Here is an 18,210-nt window from a genome sequence, read left to right on the forward strand (position 1 = left end):
AGACTCAACGACTTACGCCAAAGATTCCCAAATAATTCTCATGAGTCAGAAGATACCAAATTTTTAAACCATATGGAAAACAGGTCTCCAATCATGGGAATAGCTCCAATGACCATATTGAGAAAAAATGTTGAAGGCTATACGGAATATAACAATGCCTGGTACGTCTGAGCGAGAAGCCAAAAAGAGAAGTGATGATCCGATAAGATTTGAGAGACAATCTCCAATTCCGGGTATCAAGCCTAATAACGGGTCGAGGCCGATACGAATAGTGGTTCCAGGGATAGAGAAGGCCGAGTCTAAAATGGTCGAAATCAAATCGGCCAACTCGTGGGACGTTTCGCCTTGTCTTTTGTAATCAAGGCGACTGTGGATGTTTAGAAAATGTTGTCATCAAACATGTACCTGCCTTCAGATCGTATAGAGCACGACTTGTCTTTGGCAAGACGATTGAGATTGTTGTTCAGATATTGAGAACAGGATAAACCTTGTGACGTTTTCGTTGCCCATTCGGTTATCAAAAAGTAAGTTTTTGTCAGGTCTTCAGTGTACAAAACGATTGTACTATGAAGTGCATACTCCAGAATTGGCTGGTGAGATTGATCCTGAACGTCAAGCGATCATGAACATGGGGACGGAGATTGGGGAAATTGCCCGACGCCGGTTTCCTCATGGCATTCTTGTCACAGAAACATATCGACAGACAAGTGCGGCCTTACGTCGAACCACAGAACTGGTTGAGGATCAAACGACTTCGGTCATTTTTGAAGGAGCATTTGAATGGCAGGGAACGCTGGTCCGTGCTGATATTTTGGAACGTGTAGAACATGATACCTGGAAACTCATTGAAGTAAAATCGACGGCGAAAGTCAAACCCATTCATATTCATGATTTAGCCGTTCAGGCCGAAGTCCTTCTTGGAGCAGGCATTCAATTGGTCGGCTTTGGCTTAATGCATCTGAATACGCGTTATGTGTATGAAGGTGGACCTCTGGACTTAGAGGCGTTATTTATAATCGAAGACTTGACCGAGGTGGTAATGGAGCGAGCAGCGAACGTTCATAAGCAATTAGAGGAAATGCGGCAGATATTGCGTGCACCATTCCCTCCCTCTATTGCTCCAGATGGTCATTGTCATACCCCCTATGCCTGTCCGTTCTGGGCGAATTGTACAAAAGAGAAACCAGATCGTTGGATCTATCATCTACCTGGAAGCCGGCAAACCTTCAAAGATCTTGAAGCTCAGGGTATTGAGACCATTGATGAAATTCCAGCCGGATTTAATCTCACGGTTCTTCAACAACGGATGAAAGACCATGTGGAGTGGATATCTCCGGAATTTTCAAACATCATGCAGTCGGTGGTCTATCCCGTTCATCATCTCGACTTTGAAATGTTTATGCCGGCGATTCCGCCTTACCCTGGCACACGTCCCTATCGTCCTATTCCCATTCAGTGGTCGAATCACATTGAACATGAAAATGGAAGCGTTCTGCATGATGCCTATCTGTGTACTGAACCAAAGGACCCTCGGGAGGAGGTTGCGAAGAGTATTATTGCGACTGTGGGGGACACGGGGACCATTTGCGTCTATTCCGAAAATGAGCGCCATATCCTGCTGTCATTGGCCGAAGCCTTTCCGTTGTTGAAAGATGATCTACTCAAGATTGTTGAGCGTTTGTGGGATCTCTTTGCGATTATCCAGCAGCATTATTATCATCCGAACTTTCATGGGTCATTATCGATCAAGGCGGTGTTGCCTGCCCTGGTTCCACATATGGCCTATGGTGATCTTTCAGTACAAAATGGAGCGATGGCTTCAGTCGTGTATCGTCAAATGGCTTTTGAGGAGCCGGATCTCATCGAGCGTTCACGTATGGCTTCAGAGTTACGAGACTATTGCGCTCGAGATACGTTAGGCATGCTCACGCTTCGACATGTGCTTCAAGAGAAAGCTGCCGCAATTTCCGCTTCATCTTGGGAGAATAATATTGAGTAACTGAGTCGGCCACCTTGCTTTCTGATGGTATTCCCGCGTTGACCCCTTAGGAGATGCCTGCTAGAATCCATCCCGTCCCTGCCATTGTGTGATGAACTACGCGAGCATATGTGCGTGGTATTGCAATCCCTTAAATCAGCGTACTGAGGATACACTCCATGTTTCGAATCCTTGTGCTACATGGGCCAAATTTAAATTTGCTTGGTACGCGTGAAAAGTCGATTTATGGTGTGCAAACATTAAATGAAGTGAATATGGCCATTGGCCAATTGGCACGGCGAGAAGGCGTCCATGTCGAAGCCCGGCAGTCAAATCATGAGGGGGAGTTAGTGACATGGATTCAAGAAACTCATGGACAGTTTCAGGCCCTGGTGATCAACCCGGCAGCCTATACGCACACGAGTATTGCCATACGAGATGCCATCGTGGCAGTGGGGATTCCGGCCGTGGAAGTGCATTTATCGAATATCCACCGGCGAGAACCATTCCGAAAACGCTCATTGATTGCTCCGGTGGCTCTTGGGCAAATATCTGGATTTGCAGCGACCAGTTATCTTCTCGGCGTTCAGGCGGCCATAGATTATTTGCGAATGAAAAGTCCTGATGAAAAAAAAGAAATCAAACATCTTGATAGAGGAGCCATGCGATCGTGATTTCAACGTCTGAATTTCGAAGTGGTACTCGATTAGAAATTGATGGAGTTCCCTACTACATTGTTGAGTTTCAACATGTGAAGCCCGGAAAGGGCGGAGCATTTGTCAGGACCAAACTCAAAGCCTATCGAACAGGTAATGTCATTGATCGAACATTCCGTTCCGGTGAAAAGTTTCAAGAACCTAATCTTGAAGAGCGAGAAATGCAGTTTTTATATTGTGGTGGTGAAGAGTATTCTTTTATGGATACGTCGAGCTATGAACAGTTCAGCTATCAAAAGTCCCAACTCGGAGAGAATACGGATCTTCTCAAAGAAAATACGAATGTGAAAATTTTTCTCTATCATGACGAACCGATTTCAGTTGAGTTGCCAATTTTCTTGGAATTGAAAGTTGTCGAAGCCGATCCCGGTATTCGTGGGGATACCGCTTCCGGTGGAACCAAGCCTGCTGTTGTCGAAACCGGAGCCGTGATTAAAGTCCCACTTTATCTTGAAGCCGGTGAAGTTATTAAAGTTGACACGCGAACACGAGAATATGTGGAGCGTGTACGATAAGGCAGGGATTGGCATAAAGTATCTCTTGCTCGTTCTGGTATGAAATGATCGGGGTTTTTGTATCCTAACAATGGTGATGTTGACATATGAGTGACACGCAGCGAGAAGAAATTGAATCGCTCATTAACCTTTTGAATCAGCACCAACTGACTGAATTAGAAATTGAAAAAAAAGGTGTACGGATTCGTGTGAGACGAGAGCCGACTCCGCTTGTCTCCATGGCTTCTGCCGAGCCGGCCGAGCCGTCAGTTGACATTGCGGTATCTGAGCCATTTTCCCATCATGTCAAAGCCGCAGATCAGGGGAAATTTATGGCGGTGACATCACCAATTGTCGGAACGTTTTATCGCTCGCCGTCTCCTGATGCCGATGCCTATGTCGAAGAAGGGGATTATGTAAAAAAAGGGCAAGTGCTCTGTATCGTTGAAGCGATGAAACTCATGAATGAGATTGAAGCTGAAACGGATGGAAAGATCATGAAAGTGTTAGTCGAAAGTACAACGCCTGTTGAGTATGGGCAAACCTTGTTTCTTATTGACCCGATTGCTGTTTGATCGTTTTGGCTGTAGGAAATGTTAGCATGCTGCGCTTTGGTTTTGTTGACGAATAGCGGATCCAGCCTGCATGTCCTCAGTTTAAGTGTCCTCTCACTTTCGCATCACTTCGTACATCATTGCCAATGAGTCAGATGCTTGTTCATGTCCTGACCATGAGGGGACAGATAGAGCCTCTCTATTAAGTCGATCGAAGTGACTTAGATATGTTACGGTATGCTCGGATGAAGAATGGGACACGGTGCTGTGACGATGAGGGAATCTATTGTATGAAATTTCCCGATACAGCTACACGTACTTTCGAAGGTTAGAGGATGAATCGTGTTTAAGAAAATTCTCGTGGCAAATCGTGGGGAAATTGCCCTTCGTATCATTCGGGCCTGTCGTGAGCTTGGGATTCGAACTGTTGTGGTCTATTCGGATGTCGATGCCGATTCATTACCTGTACGACAAGCCGATGAGCATATTTGCATTGGTCCGGCCGATGGGACCCTGAGTTATCGAAATATCCCCAATGTATTGAGTGCGGCAGAAGTCACGGGCGTGGATGCTATTCATCCCGGCTATGGTTTTTTAGCCGAGAATGCGCACTTTGCCGAAGTGTGTGAATCAATTGGCTTGACCTTCATTGGACCCTCCTCAGAGCATATTGCGCTCCTCGGTGATAAGTCCAAAGCCCGTCAACAACTGAAGCAGGCTGGTATTCCCGTTCTTCCAGGAAGTGATGGTGAAATTGATCCAGACCAGGACTGTCAGAAGATTGCTAAAAAAATTGGATACCCGGTCATTGTGAAAGCGTCTTCAGGTGGTGGAGGACGTGGGATGCGAGTGGTGACGAAAGAGGAGGATTTATTGCCAGCGGTGCAGGCGGCACAAGGCGAAGCCGAGTCGTCATTTGGTCATGGGGGTGTCTATCTTGAACGATTCTTTCAAGATCCGCGTCATATTGAAATCCAAGTGTTGGCTGACCATCATGGTCATATTGTCCATCTGAATGAACGAGACTGTTCTGTCCAACGACGTTATCAAAAGTTAATTGAAGAGTCTCCGTCCCCGGGTATGGATGATCAGTTGCGGAAGGAAATGGGTCGTGTCGCGATCCAGGTCATGAAATCCGTGAATTATCATAATGCAGGGACCGTTGAGTTTTTACTTGATCGTGATGGAAAATTTTACTTTATGGAAGTGAATACACGGATTCAAGTCGAACATCCAGTGACCGAAATGATTACCGGTATTGATCTCATCAAAGAGCAGATTCGAATTGCCGCCGGTCTTCAATTGTCATGTAGTCAGCGAGACATTCGTGTGACCGGTCATGCCATTGAATGTCGTGTGAATGCGGAATGTCCTGATCGTTTTACCCCAAGTCCTGGAATCGTTTCACGGTATCATGCACCAGGAGGACCGGGAATTCGAGTTGACTCTGCTATGGAGACCTTAGGAGTCGTTCACCCATATTATGATTCACTTGTCGCGAAGTTAATCGGGTATGGACGTGATCGTGAAGAAGCCCTTGCAAGGACGAGACGGGCGCTTGATGAATTCATTATTGAAGGTGTCAAGACGACAATTCCTCTACATCGACGTGTGCTTGACCATCCAGACTTTCAAAAAGGCCAGGTGTCAACGCGGTTCTTAGATCGAATGATGACCTCGCGTCCTGTTTCGTAACCACGTTTCTATGCCGACTTCTCCAATCCGCACTCCCCTGAGAGGACTCTATCTTATTTTAGATCAAAGTTTGTCGTCGACACGTTTATTGGCTGACGTGCTGAAGCAGGCTGGTGAGGCGGGTGTGCAACTCATTCAGTATCGAGATAAACATGGATCGTTGAACGAGATGTATCAGCAGGCGATGGTGTTGCGTGATCTTGCCGGTAAAATGGGCATGACGTTTATTGTGAATGACCGATGTGATTTGGCAAAATCTGTTGAGGCTGATGGTGTGCATTTGGGGCAGTCGGATTTGCCATTAGACGCGGCTCGCGAGTTGATGGGTTCCGATTGTCTGATTGGCATCTCAACTCATCAAGAGGAAGAAGTAAAGATAGCCATTGAGGGGGGCGCTGATTATCTCGGGTTTGGTCCGATCTACGGAACGACCACGAAAAAAGATCATGAACCACTGGTCGGACTTGAGGGACTTCAACGCGTAAGATCATTCACCACACTTCCGATTTTTGCCATTGGCGGGATCACATCGCAAGTCGTGCCGGACCTGATCGCTGCAGGTGCTGATGGTGTCGCGGTGGCTTCAGCTATAGTAAAAGCAACAGATATCGAGTCCGCCGTTCAACCGTTTATCGCTGCTTTTGAGTGATGAAATGAGCCAGATTTTGAATCGATGTGTCTTGCTGTAGACTGTCGACCCCTTCCCGCCATCCTGCGCTGAAGGTCTTTTCAAATACAATAGGTCCATACACCGGAACACCACTTCGCGTTCGAATGATCTCGACTGTCGATTGAATCTGCAACGCCTTGACCTCTGACTGATCTGGTTGTTGGCAATGGTTTAAGGCGATCGCTAAAACTTGAATTTCTTGAGTCTTTAATGCCTCAAGCGTCAGAAGGAGATGATTGACCGCTCCTAACGTTGCCCGTCCCACGACAATACAGGGGACCTGTAGCAATTTTATGAGATCCCGCACTTGTAGGTTCTTCGTGAGAGGAACTAGGACCCCGCCGACACCTTCTATAAATATATACTCATATTGTTCAATTAATTTTTTATATGTTGATTGTATAGACTGAAGATCTATGTTGCGAGCTTGTCGATTTGCGGCAGCGAGTGGAGCAAGGGGATCGGGAAAGTGATACTGACATACCGACTCAAACATTTGAGCTGGTTCGATGATCGTGCGAAGTCGATGAGTATCGGTGTTTGTCGTATTTGTGAGGTTAACTCCGGTTTCAATTGGTTTCATAACACCAACTTTTATTCCCTGAGCTTGAACGCATCGTGCGAGTGCGGCAGTCATGGCGGTCTTGCCAACCCCAGTATCTGTTCCTGTTATGAAGATTCCGGTGCCCATAGCTTAGGAGATATTTCTGTCGCGAGAGGTTAAGTACTTTTCGATCATTGTTGAATGATTACCAAATTCGGCTATCGAGATTCCAGATTTGTCCAGACATGCTTTCCATGAGCGCTAACTCAAAGACGGCTTTGGCGACATCTGTTGTCGCAGGTGTGTTCTTGAGAAGATGATTGTCAAAATTTTTCTCTGGAGAATATGCTGCTCTTGAAAGTGGTGACGCATGCCAACCTGGGAAAATGGCATTGACTCGAATATGCCAGGGAGCCCATTCTTTTGCGACGCTCTTCATTAATCCAATGAGCCCGGATTTCGACGCAGCATAGGCCGCTTGCCCAACAGTTCCCAATATCCCAGAGAGTGAACCGATTAGGATAACCGAACCATGGTGTTGTCGTTCAAAAATTGCTGCGGACGCTTTCAGGAATTGAAAGCATCCCGTTAGGTTTGTCGTGATGTGGGTGGTCCAAGACTCCGGTGTTGTGCGAGCAAGTAACTGACTCTCTGAGACTCCAATGGCCCAGATTAACACATTGCATTGATGAGACTGTTCGTGAAAGGTTTGAAGCATTGCCTCACATTGGCTGTAATCCTGGATATTGGCTTGGTACAGTTCCGCTGTTCCCCCAACATCGTGAATATGTTGCGCCGTGTTATTTGCTGATTCGTGATTTCGGTAATAATGAATACCGACATGCCATTGTCGATCTCCAAAGTAGCGACAAATGGCCTGACCGATAATTCCGGATCCGCCAGCAACAAAAACGGTTTGTTGACGTGAAGGGTGGACAAGGTCTGTGGGGAGGGGAGTCAATTTGTTGATTTGTTAAATTCCTTAATTAAAGCGAGAGGGATTGTCCATCTTGACGCATGAAAAGCCACTTAGTTGAACCTATGCTGTTTCTTGCTGCGATAAATCAGTCTATGATACTGTGCCCTAGGAAATTCATCATAGATCAAGGAGGATGTGTTGGCAAAGAAAATTACGAAACCTTCGACCTTCTCTGTCAGTCTGCTTTTCGTGTGGAGTCTGGTTTTCGGATGGCCTGTTTTCAGTTTGGCTGGTCCTTCAAGCGAGATCGTTGAGAATATCGAGGAATATTTTCCAGATGACAAGGGTAATGAGTGGCACTATCGTGGTCGGTTTGTTGAAGGTGTGATGGTGCAGATTGCCAAAAAGTCTTTTACCAATGTGTCAGCTGTTACGGGAATCGAGAAAAAAGATGGAATGGAGCTTACGGTGTTTCACGATACCAATCCTGGGGATCAGGGGGCTTCAGATAGTTACTACCGCCGAGATGAAGCCGGTATTCGATATTTTGGTTCTAAGCCAGGAACGGTGCTTGAAAAGCAATTAATCCCGTATCAAATTATGCGATTTCCCCTGGAGGTTCCAAGCGCCTTTCAACAGCTTGACCGTCAAGGGCTGGACTTGGGATTAGACTTGGACCGTGACGGCCAAACAGAAAAAGTTGATGTGCAGGCAAGAGTGTCGGTGTTAGCAAAAGAGACAGTCACGGTTCCTCTTGGGACTTATCATGAAGCCATTCGTGTCGAAGCCCACATGACGATGCGTGTGCATATGTCTCGATTGCAACAAATTGTTAACGGGACCGATACGATGACGGCGTGGTTTGGTCGGGGTATTGGACTGCTAAAATATGAGGAACGGCAGACCATTCCATCATTACAGTCAGAAAGTGATCGAATGATTGAAGTGACAGAGGAGCTTGAGAAAGCGACGATTCAAGGGAAGCGTCTTTCAAGGCGAGGGGGCAAATCCCCGTCGAAGGGTATTCTCACTCATCACCCGTTCGATCATAAATTGCAATAAATAATTTTCCCCTCCGGCCTTCATTCCGATTCCAGACATACGATGCCCTCCAAACGGCTGGCGTCCGACGAGTGCTCCGGATATTGGGCGATTAATGTACAAATTTCCCACATCAAATGTATCACACGCACGTTGAATATTGGCGGGACTTCTGGAATAGACGCCACCCGTGAGGGCATAGGGTGTCCCATTGGCAAGGTCTAAGGCCTGGAGGAAGTTTTTGGCATTCATGATGGCTAAGACAGGTCCAAATATTTCTTCTTGAGCCAGGCGATGGTGAGGCTCTATCTCTGTGAAAATTGCTGGACCTTGAAAAAACCCAGGGCCAGTGACCGGCAAATCAAGAATGCACCGGCCTTCTTTCTTTCCAATGGCAATGAAGTGACGAACCCGCTCAAGTGCGCGTGCATCAATGAGTGGCCCCATACGATGATGCGGATGTTCGGGGGAACCAATTTGAAGGCTGAGGGCAGCCTGTTTCAATCGATCGACAAGTGTGTCGTGGATTGAATCTAAGACAATGAGGCGCGAGCAGGCTGAACATTTTTGGCCTTGATACCCGGTTGCGCTGTCTAAGATTCCTGTGACGGCTTGATCCAGATCAGCTGTCTCATCAACGATGATGGCGTTCTTTCCCCCCATTTCAGCAATGACATGTTTGAGATGTTGTTGTCCCGCAACGATGTGTGATGCCGAAGACATGATTTGAATTCCTACCTCTTTTGATCCGGTAAAGGCGATAAGATGCACGTCGGGATGACTGACGAGCGCCTGCCCAAGCTCGGGCCCTCCGGGAAGGAAATGCAGGACATGCTCTGGAATGCCAGCCTCACGGAAGAGATTGTATAGTTGATAGCCAACCATGGTTGAACGTTCCGACGGTTTAAAGAGCACGATATTTCCCGTGACTAACGCTGCTGAGACCATGCCGGTTGGAATGGCTAACGAAAAATTCCATGGAGCAATAATGGCTGCGATTCCTCTGGGCCGATGGTGAAGTTGATTATATTCCCCGGGTTCAGACCGGAGGGAAGGTAATTTCACAATTCTGCGCATGTCTCGTCCATAGAATTCGAGAAAATCGATGGCTTCTGCGACGTCAGCATCAGCTTCTCGCCAGGGTTTTCCGGTTTCAAAGATTTCCCATGCAATCAATTCCGAACGCCTCGCTCTCATCAACGAAGCCGTGTTGAACAGTATCTCGATTCGTGCTGATACAGGTGTCAGACGCCACATGTTCATGGCTGCCTTAGCCGATTCGATCATGATGTGAATATCGTGCGGTCTCAGGCTTTGGAACCTTGCAATAATCTCTTCGGGTTGACTAGGGTTCACCGTCAAAAGTTCAGGTCCTGAAGGAGTCACGCCTGTTGGAACTGGATAGACCCATGCCTTCCCAAGTTGTTGGCGTATATGTGTGAGGGCTTGTTTAATCGGAACATGTAAGTCTTGTTGAGAAAAATCCGTCAGAGGTTCATTCTGGAAATCTTGACGGTCTGTAGATACGTGAGATGCTTGCGGATGTTGAGATTGTGGGGAAGGTGAAGAGTCCTGAACTTGTGGCGGAGCTAAGAGTCCTTCGATTGACGTGTTGGTCGCGTGATGTTGATGGATAAACCCTTCATTCGCGGTGTTTTCTAGTAAACGACGAACAAGGTAAGCCATACCGGGAATAAGTTCTCCTACTGGTGTATAGACTCGCATCCGAAATCCTGCGTCAATAGCGGCTTCCTGAAGCCCATCCGTCATCCCAAATAACATTTGATACTCACAAGCCTCTTGTGGAAGGTGAAGGGTTTCAACCAGAGCTTGCGTGTGGGCCAAGGTTCGAAGATTGTGTGTTCCAAATGCTGGTCTGAGCACATCCAGGTTTTTCAGTAAGACCTGAGAGAGGGATTCAAAATTGATGTCGGTTTCGGCTTTATTCAAAAATACTGGAATGGGCCATCGTCGTTGTTGATATTGCACGGTTTCCGAGTCCCAATAGGCTCCTTTGACGAGTCGAATGCCAATGGGGGTTCCTCGCTTTCGAACCCAAATCAAGAGGTCTTCTAAATCTTGGGCCGTCTCTTTGAGATAGGCCTGTAGGGCAATGGCAGCATACGGATACGATGAATAGGAGGATTCTGAGAGGATACGTGTGAAGATCTTGATCGTCAGATCTTTGAGTTCGGCTTGTTCCATATCAAAGGTGATTGCAGCAGGAAGATCGGTTGCAAGGTCGAGTATGGGACGAAGACGTTGGGCAACGCCTTCATAGCTTCCTTCTGGATCAATCGGGTCGAGTTGAGAGTAGAGTGCCGAAACCTTCAGCGATAGTTGAACACGGGGAAGAGGGCCAATATGATCCTTTTCAAGTCTGGGTTGGCTTTCCCATCCTTGTGTTTCCTCGTTAAGAAATCGGAGGGTCGCTAGGCAACGATCTCGATAGTGATCAGCTTCCGCTTCACTGACCGTCGCTTCACCTAATAAGTCAACGGAATACCCGCATCCGGATTTCCAAAGATGAGAGAGCGTAGCTTTGGCGTCTTCTGCAGAATGTCCAGCCATAAAGGTTTCGGCTGCTTTGAGGAATTGTCGTCGAAGGAATCGTGTGCCGATGCGGGCACGTAACGAATTCGCGGGTGTCTCATGTATCAGCCGGCGAACGGGTGAGGGGAGAACGGCCAGATCTTGAAAATATTCCTTAAAGACTTGAATGAACTGTTGATCGGTCTCAAGTGTTGGAAGAACATCGACAAAGCGAAAGAGTTGGACCTTTAATTCTTCATCCCTCGTCCCCCAATCCAAAAGGAGATTAATGATTCGTCGGTGGTGAAAAATGTTGAGGGTAAACCGGCGAGAGCGATCGTGCAGGGTACGACCGATGTCTTGGATTGATGTTTCGAGTACCTCTGGGGAGACCAAGGCCATGTTCTCCTCCTCTACTTTGTAGTATACCCGATTTTTCTGTTAACGAATACGATTCAATGCCGGGAGAGTGGTTTTGGTTCGCAGAAAGACAGACGCTTGCCGGAAATGCTGCCATGGGGGCCTAGGGTGTTGTGAAACGTTCCCTCCAGTCGCTTATCATCTTGACTCAAGAGAAGACTATCTTCTTGAAATCCTTTAGGGAATTTCCACAGGAGATACACGGTTTCTCCATTGATTTTCATTTCAGCTGGTTGAGGTTGTTTGGTGGGAGACTTCGCAGGATCGCCAAAGAACACGGTCATTTTATGGTCAGCATGATTTTGGTGATTATGCACCGTCCAATGCCATGTGCCACAAAGTCTTGCTCGGTTCTTAGTGAGTATGTGGGCCTTCTCTTCTTTTGTGATCTGAGTCATGGATTGTTTGGCGAATTGTATGGACTCGGCATCAGCTTGGATGGTCAGAGCGATAAGATGGGATTTGAATACCGGCCATAAGCGTGTCCGGACATAATAGTGTTCATAGTTGTCAACATTGGCTTGTGAGGTATCAGCTTGAGGATCGTGAGATGATTCGAGTTCCCAATACTCAGAGAAGCGTTGGGAAATATCAGAAAGGTTGCCGTGTTCGAGCATCTCAACCCAAGATTCTCCTTGACCAGTGAGTGCTGGATAGTGTTGATCAACATACGTGGCAAATTTGTCAAATTGGCTTGAGTGAATATGGTCTGATGGTATGGTGTCCTTGAATACGTAGGTGGCGACATGCTTCTGGAAATCAAGCATTTTAGTGACGGTGTGTGAAATTGGCTGGCTCTTGAGCCATTTGAGTACCGCTGGATGCTGCTCGGAAAATGGGCGGATATCTGTGGTCTTCTGTTCTTGTATGGCGGATTGAATGTGAATAGCTAAACGTGAGGCCAGGAGATTGGCTACTAATGTGATGCGATGATGGGGTATGACAGGTTCAGGGCGTGTGCGTGACGTGTTTCGATAATGACGAGAAATATTCCGTGCTTTATCCAAATTTTTTTTATAAAAATTGAGGGCCTCATTGTCCGATGCAATGGTCAATAAATCGGATTGGTGTGTCTGACTTAATTCTCGAAGGGTTGATTCTTCGCCATGTGCGAGGCCTGAAATAGCCCAGACTATGCAGAGCACTGCAATGATGACATGCGATCTGATGAATAAAAGGCGAGGCATCACGACTGCCTGTAGGGAGTCTCAAATACACAGGTGAGAAAAAGTACTAGTCAAATCTTGCCATTCTGGTACAATTGAAACAAGAGGCGGGTGGAAGGCTAGGAACTTCTCAATATGTCATTGAGGAATTTCACCGTTGTCCCCCAAGCTTGTTGAGATGCCTCCGGGCGATAAGTGTCAGGGTTTGACTGATTCCAGAATCCTGCCGGGGTGTCTGGATAAGATTGAACTTCTACAGTCTTCCCTTCTTCCTTTGCCTGCTGTTGAAGTTGATTGACCGATTCAAGGTCTGAAAATCCATTGTGATGCACGGCGTGGTACAAAATCGGACAGTACATTTCTTTGGCGAGTTCGCTGGTGTTCTGAGGAATGGAACCAGAGAACGACACGACCGCTCTCAGCCGTCTTCGTCGTGCTGCAAATTGAATGGCCAGTCCACCTCCCATTCCAAGTCCAATCACGCCATGCAGGTTTCGTTTGGTGACATCTAAGTTCGTATCTTCGGGGATGTTGGTGTTGAGGAATTCACAGCAGGCATTGATATCTTTCAACGCCAGTTGTTCGTCGAGACGACTCATGAGGGATTCGGCGACTTCATCATTTGCCGTAATCATTCCTCCTAGGCGACCATATAAATTCGGGACTAGGACAACATACCCTTCACAGGCGAGTTGCTTGGCGAAGGCCTGAACATGCGACGTGAGTCCCCAGCGGTCATGCAAGAGAATAAGGCAGGGGAATAGCTCCTTGACTTGGGGAGTAAATTGCGTTCCTTCAATCTGGACCTCTTTCGCAATGCGAGTTTCCGCATAGGGGTCGACCATATTATCTTTGTGTGTAATAAAGGTTCCGGAACTTGAGAAACGCACTGGGCTAAAGCCGATTTGATCAGGAGTAAACGGCGCGGTATGTTCAGACATAATGAGACTTTCTTTTTACGGCTAATGATGCTGGATGCTGAGACAATCTAGGGAAAATGAGTAATGCACAGCCCTAGAAGAAACCTTTCGAAGCCACTATATCGACGGATTCTTGATAATGTCAATGAAGCGAAGAGGGGTGTCCTGTATGTCGAATCATCTCAAGGGGAAATGCGGTATTGTGTGGTTAAAGAGAGGGTGATACGTCGGTTGTTGTTGCTTAAAAATGTTCCTGTCTCGAACGTGTTCACATGACTGATAACCGTTTCAAATAACGTCCGATACTTGAGGCCTATAGCCGATTCCATGAACTTTCAATCTTTGATGTGGGTCATGACGCTGGGTTACTTGAATATCTCTGATTGGTGGTATCAAAAGGATAAAGTCTCCTCGATAGATTGCTTAACGGTTACGCTCAGTCCTGCGAACGATTATATCCACTGAGGCCATTTATGATCACAATAGTGAGTGACCAGAGGAATTCTCAGTAAAGGTTGAACAGATAAGACGAGTGGTGCGTTCTACGTTCATGGCCTCAGCACACCACTGGAACGTATTTAAATTCGCTATAGTTATGACGCTGTCTTGGCGACTTTGAGTAGACCTCTTCGTGACAGAACGGCTTACAACGTTAGTTGCCATTGAGATTGCATAAGGTTATGGAGCAATCGTCGCATCAAGGCCATTTATGATCACAATAGTGAGTGACCATCGTGATTCTCAATAATGATTGAACCGACAAAGCCAATGGGGTGCTGAGCGTGTGTGGACTAGGCACATTCTGCAAATTCATTGGATTCGCTAGAATATTATGACTGTTCTGACTTTTATCTCATAGCCGAGAAGTTCAACGGAGTGAACACTCGACCTGTACTGCGAATGACATCAGAAACTTATCGACGGAGGAGATTAATTTTATGATGTGTAGACGGACGGCTCACGTGCTTGTCACCTGCTTTATTCCTTGTCTCATCTTGCTGTTAGGAAACTGTACGCAGATGACGGCAGAGGAAAAAAAGGAAACGCACTATAAAAGAGGTCTCGCATATAGTGAAGAAGAGAAATATCAAGAAGCGGTGATTGAATTTAAAAACGTCATTCAAATTGATCCGAAAGATGCCAATGGACATTATCAGTTGGCATTGAGTCATTTGAAGATTGGTGGAATCACGGATGTGCAATCAGCCTACGGGGAACTCAGTAAGACTGTTGATTTGGATCCATCCAACCAAGATGCTCAGCTGAAATTAGGTGAATTGTTTTTACTGGGTAAGAAACCATCAGAGGCCCGTGAACGAGCTGAGATTGTGTTGGCGTCTTCGCCGCAAGATCCGAAGGGGCATCTTCTTCGTGGGAGAAGTTTGATTAGTGAAAAAGAATATAACGAAGGAATAACCGAGCTGAAAAAATCGATTGAGTTAGACCCAGATAATGTTCAGATTTATCTTGATCTGGCGCGAGCCTATGTCGGGTTGGAAGATTTCACAACCGCGGAACAAACACTTCACGATGCGTTAGCCAAACACCCAGATTCGACGCAACTGGTGATGGCATTGGGCGATTTTTACGCTATTCAACAAAAGAGTGATGAGGCCGAAGCCCAGTATCGCCAAGCCATTGAGTTAGACCCGAATAATGAGGGCCTTTATGTAAAGTTAGCGCTCTTCTTTCAAGCCTATCAAAAGTATGATCAGGCGGAAGCGACGTATCAGCAGCTGGCCGCGCAGCAACCTCACAGTGAAAAGCCTCACCTATTCTTAGGGGAGTATTATACCTATATGAGTCGGGCTGACGATGCCTTAGCCAGTTACAAACGCGCGATGGAACTGAATCCTGATTCAGCTGCCGCTCGGGAGAGATTGACAAATCATTATCTTGACACGGGAGAGCTGAAATTAGCAGAGGAACTGGTCAATGAGACATTGGAGAAGGATAAGCGGGATTCAATGGGTCGAGTGCACAAGGCACGCCTCCAGATGGCAACTGGAGATATTGATGATGCCGTCTCCCTGTTGCAAAAGGTTGTGAATGACAATCCAAATCTTCCTGCGGCCCACGAGTATCTTGGCATTGCCTATGGAGCGAGGCAGGACCTTTCTCAGGCAGCAACGGAATTATCTGAAGCGGTGAAGCTGGCCCCCAACAAAGTGACGGCTCGGACTGCGCTCGCTGCTGTGTGGTTGGCTTCAGGAGAATATGATCAGGCGATTGACGAGGCGCAAGCTGGCATTCGTCTGAACCCTCGAAATCTCAAGGCTGTTCGTATTCTTGGTGCGGCTTATCTGCAAAAAGGTGAAATCACCAAGGCCAAAAAGGTCTTTGAGATGGTTATTGCGCAGGTTCCGCAGGAATCATCAAGTCATTATCAGCTAGGACTGATCGCTGGAAATGATAAACGATGGGCAAAAGCGATCAAGCATTTTGAAGAAGCTTTGAAAGGCAGTCCTGACTCGATTCAGGCCTTATCGCAACTTTCGAGTATTCATTTGGCCCAGGGTGAGGCCAAAAAAGCTCGAGAGCGTGTTCTCCAACAGATTGACGCATCCCCAAAAAACCCATTGTTTTATAACCTTCTGGGAAGATTGTGGATGCAAGAGAAGGACAGCGCTCAAGCGGAAACCGCGTTTAAACAAGCCATTGAACTCGATGCGAATGTTCAAACCTCCTATATGAACTTAGCCGAACTCTATCGTCAGACGGACAGGACCGCCGAAGCCGTGAATGAATATGAACAACTGGTTAAAAGAAATCCTAAGCTCGTATCAGGTCATATGATATTGGGGATGATCGCAGAGCAACAAGGCGATTATGAAAAAGCAAAGACGCACTATACTAACACATTAGACCTTCAGCCAAAATTTGCTCCAGCCGCCAACAATTTGGCGTGGATACTTGCTGAGCATGATCGTGCTGGTAATCTTGATGTGGCACTTTCGCATGCTCAGACGGCTCGTGAGCAACAACCTCAGGAGCCACACATCGCTGATACCCTTGGGTGGATCTATTATAAAAAGGCTGCCTACTTAAAATCCGTTTCGTTGCTCGGAGAAGCGGCGGAAAAGCTCAAGGATAATCCTGAGGTCCAATATCACTTTGGCATGGCTCAATTTAAGAAGGGCAATAAAGTTGAGGCTAAAAAGGCATTGGAAGCTGCCTTAAAGCTTAATGCCACGTTCCCGGGGGCCGATGAAGCCAAATCAACACTTGAGAGTCTCTAAATGAGTGGGGCACCTGCCTAGAACTCTCGTTTTCAGGCTGTGTAAGGTGGAATGAATCAACAACGTGTCAATTATGTTAAATTCACGCGCATCGTATACATGACGTTCTTCATGGGCTTGTGGAGCCGGATGCTTGTCAAGTGAGAAAAGCACACTAGGTGATACTGACAAGTGATGGTCAATTTCTGTACAATCCCGATGCTTGGTGGCAAGATAATGCCATTTATCGATAAAAGGAAAGGAACGCTGGATGGAACGGCGAGTAACTTCTCATACCGAAGAAGAGGAAATGAACCAACGCCGGCGCCTATTGGGTATGGCCAGAAAAGGGGATGAAAGGGCTATCAGTAAATTATTTGAACTCTATCAAGTCAAGGTGTATACAGGTGAGACGCTAAAGAAAAGCAAAACATCATTCTCGAAGGATCCGCAACCCCTTAATTCTGAAAAGAAATCTAGCGCTAAATCCAAGAAAGCTCAACCAGCAAAATCTAAGAAAGCGACCGTAGAAAAACCTAAGGATAAAATCTCCGCAGAACGTAAGCCCGCTAAGCCAGCGGTCGAAAAAAAGGCACCGACTAAACCGAAAGCGATGGCTTCAAAGACTCTTAACGCAAAAGCGAAAAAGTCTGTCGCGAAGGCAGCTCCCAAAAAGGCAGCAAAATCAAAAAGTTCATCGAAGTCGGGAACGAAGGTAAAGAAGGCTCCTGTTAAGGCCAAGAAATAGTCAAACCCTAAGATTTTGACGATGTGAGCCATCTACATTACTCAGAGCCAGCCTGAAGTGAAAAAAACAAAGATGATGGTGTGATCGCTGAGCTCTTCAGTATCTGACCTCGACACGCAATCCGCCACCCGCTAATCGATTCGCAATGTCTTCAGCTTGTTTTTGATCGCCGCGAAATACCCCGGCGCTGCCATGGTGGTCAATCTGCCAGGCGAGTTCGAAGGCTCGGTCTGGCGTCATGCCTGGTATGAATTGGCAAAATAAGGCAATGACCTGTTGGTAGGTGTGACAGTTGCAATTATACACAATGACTTCTGCCTCGAAGTCTTCCCCCGTGCCAGTCCCTGTGTCTTCGATAACCTCTGGTACTTCAAGTGTACTATTACTTATCACTCCGACCATCAAAGTATTGTAACAATCACTCTGGCACCTCACAAGTTGAGTCCACACATGTGATGATCCTGTCGGACAGAGGCCGTTAGTTCACGATGATGAGTCAAGATGATGATCTCTGTCTTAAGGCTGCAGTTGGAATAGCCGACTGATACCTCAAGTCGTTCATCGTTGGGATGTGTTGCGCCGAATGATGAAATCC

Annotated in this window: 16 protein-coding genes; 9 read left to right on the plus strand and 7 right to left on the minus strand. The window is 46.8% G+C overall.

The window, feature by feature from the left end; translation table 11 throughout:
* Window positions 1–63 precede the first annotated feature (63 nt).
* Entirely contained in the window at window positions 64–327 is a 264-nt protein-coding gene (locus ACWQXP_RS03385; protein ID WP_454061431.1) for a DUF4112 domain-containing protein, read from the minus strand.
* Between the two features lie 163 nt (window positions 328–490).
* Here ACWQXP_RS03385 and ACWQXP_RS03390 point away from each other — a divergent pair, with 163 nt between their 5' ends.
* The 6 genes from ACWQXP_RS03390 (at window position 491) to thiE (ending at window position 6,086) form a co-directional block, all read left to right on the plus strand.
* On the plus strand, window positions 491–1,999 hold the full coding sequence (locus tag ACWQXP_RS03390) for a DUF2779 domain-containing protein (RefSeq protein WP_454061432.1): 1,509 nt from the start codon (window positions 491–493) through the stop codon (window positions 1,997–1,999).
* Window positions 2,000–2,157: 158 nt separating this feature from the next.
* Window positions 2,158–2,652 (plus strand): type II 3-dehydroquinate dehydratase, encoded by a 495-nt coding sequence (aroQ, locus tag ACWQXP_RS03395; protein WP_454061433.1) that lies wholly within the window; start codon window positions 2,158–2,160, stop codon window positions 2,650–2,652.
* Window positions 2,649–3,209 (plus strand): elongation factor P, encoded by a 561-nt coding sequence (gene efp, locus ACWQXP_RS03400; RefSeq protein WP_454061434.1) that lies wholly within the window; start codon window positions 2,649–2,651, stop codon window positions 3,207–3,209. Before aroQ ends, efp begins: the two co-directional genes overlap by 4 nt.
* A gap of 86 nt (window positions 3,210–3,295) precedes the next feature.
* Window positions 3,296–3,763 carry an acetyl-CoA carboxylase biotin carboxyl carrier protein gene (gene accB, locus ACWQXP_RS03405; RefSeq protein ID WP_454061435.1) on the plus strand — a complete coding sequence of 156 codons (468 nt, stop codon included), beginning with the start codon at window positions 3,296–3,298 and terminating at the stop codon, window positions 3,761–3,763.
* Between the two features lie 321 nt (window positions 3,764–4,084).
* Complete coding sequence (gene accC, locus ACWQXP_RS03410; RefSeq protein WP_454061436.1) at window positions 4,085–5,437, plus strand: acetyl-CoA carboxylase biotin carboxylase subunit; 1,353 nt, start codon at window positions 4,085–4,087, stop codon at window positions 5,435–5,437.
* Between the two features lie 10 nt (window positions 5,438–5,447).
* Complete coding sequence (gene thiE / locus ACWQXP_RS03415; RefSeq protein ID WP_454061437.1) at window positions 5,448–6,086, plus strand: thiamine phosphate synthase; 639 nt, start codon at window positions 5,448–5,450, stop codon at window positions 6,084–6,086.
* On the opposite strand, the gene bioD is transcribed toward thiE, so the two are convergent.
* Together bioD and ACWQXP_RS03425 are read right to left on the minus strand one after the other, a co-directional pair.
* Window positions 6,067–6,798, minus strand: a complete 732-nt coding sequence (gene bioD / locus ACWQXP_RS03420; RefSeq protein ID WP_454061438.1) for a dethiobiotin synthase — start codon at window positions 6,796–6,798, stop codon at window positions 6,067–6,069. The two genes, thiE and bioD, sit on opposite strands and share 20 nt — an antisense overlap.
* A gap of 58 nt (window positions 6,799–6,856) precedes the next feature.
* Window positions 6,857–7,612 (minus strand): SDR family NAD(P)-dependent oxidoreductase, encoded by a 756-nt coding sequence (locus ACWQXP_RS03425; RefSeq protein ID WP_454061439.1) that lies wholly within the window; start codon window positions 7,610–7,612, stop codon window positions 6,857–6,859.
* Window positions 7,613–7,768: 156 nt separating this feature from the next.
* Here ACWQXP_RS03425 and ACWQXP_RS03430 point away from each other — a divergent pair, with 156 nt between their 5' ends.
* Entirely contained in the window at window positions 7,769–8,632 is an 864-nt protein-coding gene (locus ACWQXP_RS03430; protein ID WP_454061440.1) for a hypothetical protein, read from the plus strand.
* Here ACWQXP_RS03430 and ACWQXP_RS03435 read toward each other — a convergent pair.
* The 3 genes from ACWQXP_RS03435 to ACWQXP_RS03445 form a co-directional block, all read right to left on the minus strand.
* On the minus strand, window positions 8,561–11,545 hold the full coding sequence (locus ACWQXP_RS03435; RefSeq protein ID WP_454061441.1) for a proline dehydrogenase family protein: 2,985 nt from the start codon (window positions 11,543–11,545) through the stop codon (window positions 8,561–8,563). The two genes, ACWQXP_RS03430 and ACWQXP_RS03435, sit on opposite strands and share 72 nt — an antisense overlap.
* A gap of 53 nt (window positions 11,546–11,598) precedes the next feature.
* Window positions 11,599–12,750: a hypothetical protein gene (locus ACWQXP_RS03440; protein ID WP_454061442.1), complete on the minus strand. Its 1,152-nt coding sequence runs from the start codon at window positions 12,748–12,750 to the stop codon at window positions 11,599–11,601.
* A gap of 98 nt (window positions 12,751–12,848) precedes the next feature.
* Window positions 12,849–13,670 carry a dienelactone hydrolase family protein gene (locus tag ACWQXP_RS03445; RefSeq protein ID WP_454061443.1) on the minus strand — a complete coding sequence of 274 codons (822 nt, stop codon included), beginning with the start codon at window positions 13,668–13,670 and terminating at the stop codon, window positions 12,849–12,851.
* A gap of 917 nt (window positions 13,671–14,587) precedes the next feature.
* Here ACWQXP_RS03445 and ACWQXP_RS03450 point away from each other — a divergent pair.
* Both ACWQXP_RS03450 and ACWQXP_RS03455 read left to right on the plus strand, forming a co-directional pair.
* Window positions 14,588–16,888 carry a tetratricopeptide repeat protein gene (locus tag ACWQXP_RS03450; protein ID WP_454061444.1) on the plus strand — a complete coding sequence of 767 codons (2,301 nt, stop codon included), beginning with the start codon at window positions 14,588–14,590 and terminating at the stop codon, window positions 16,886–16,888.
* Between the two features lie 250 nt (window positions 16,889–17,138).
* A complete protein-coding gene (locus ACWQXP_RS03455; RefSeq protein ID WP_454061445.1) occupies window positions 17,139–17,615 on the plus strand; it encodes a hypothetical protein in 477 nt (158 codons plus the stop codon).
* 96 nt (window positions 17,616–17,711) lie between these two features.
* On the opposite strand, the gene ACWQXP_RS03460 is transcribed toward ACWQXP_RS03455, so the two are convergent.
* Window positions 17,712–18,017: an ATP-dependent Clp protease adaptor ClpS gene (locus ACWQXP_RS03460; protein ID WP_454061446.1), complete on the minus strand. Its 306-nt coding sequence runs from the start codon at window positions 18,015–18,017 to the stop codon at window positions 17,712–17,714.
* Window positions 18,018–18,210 lie beyond the last annotated feature (193 nt).

The sequence above is a fragment of the Candidatus Nitrospira salsa genome (genome assembly GCF_965152625.1).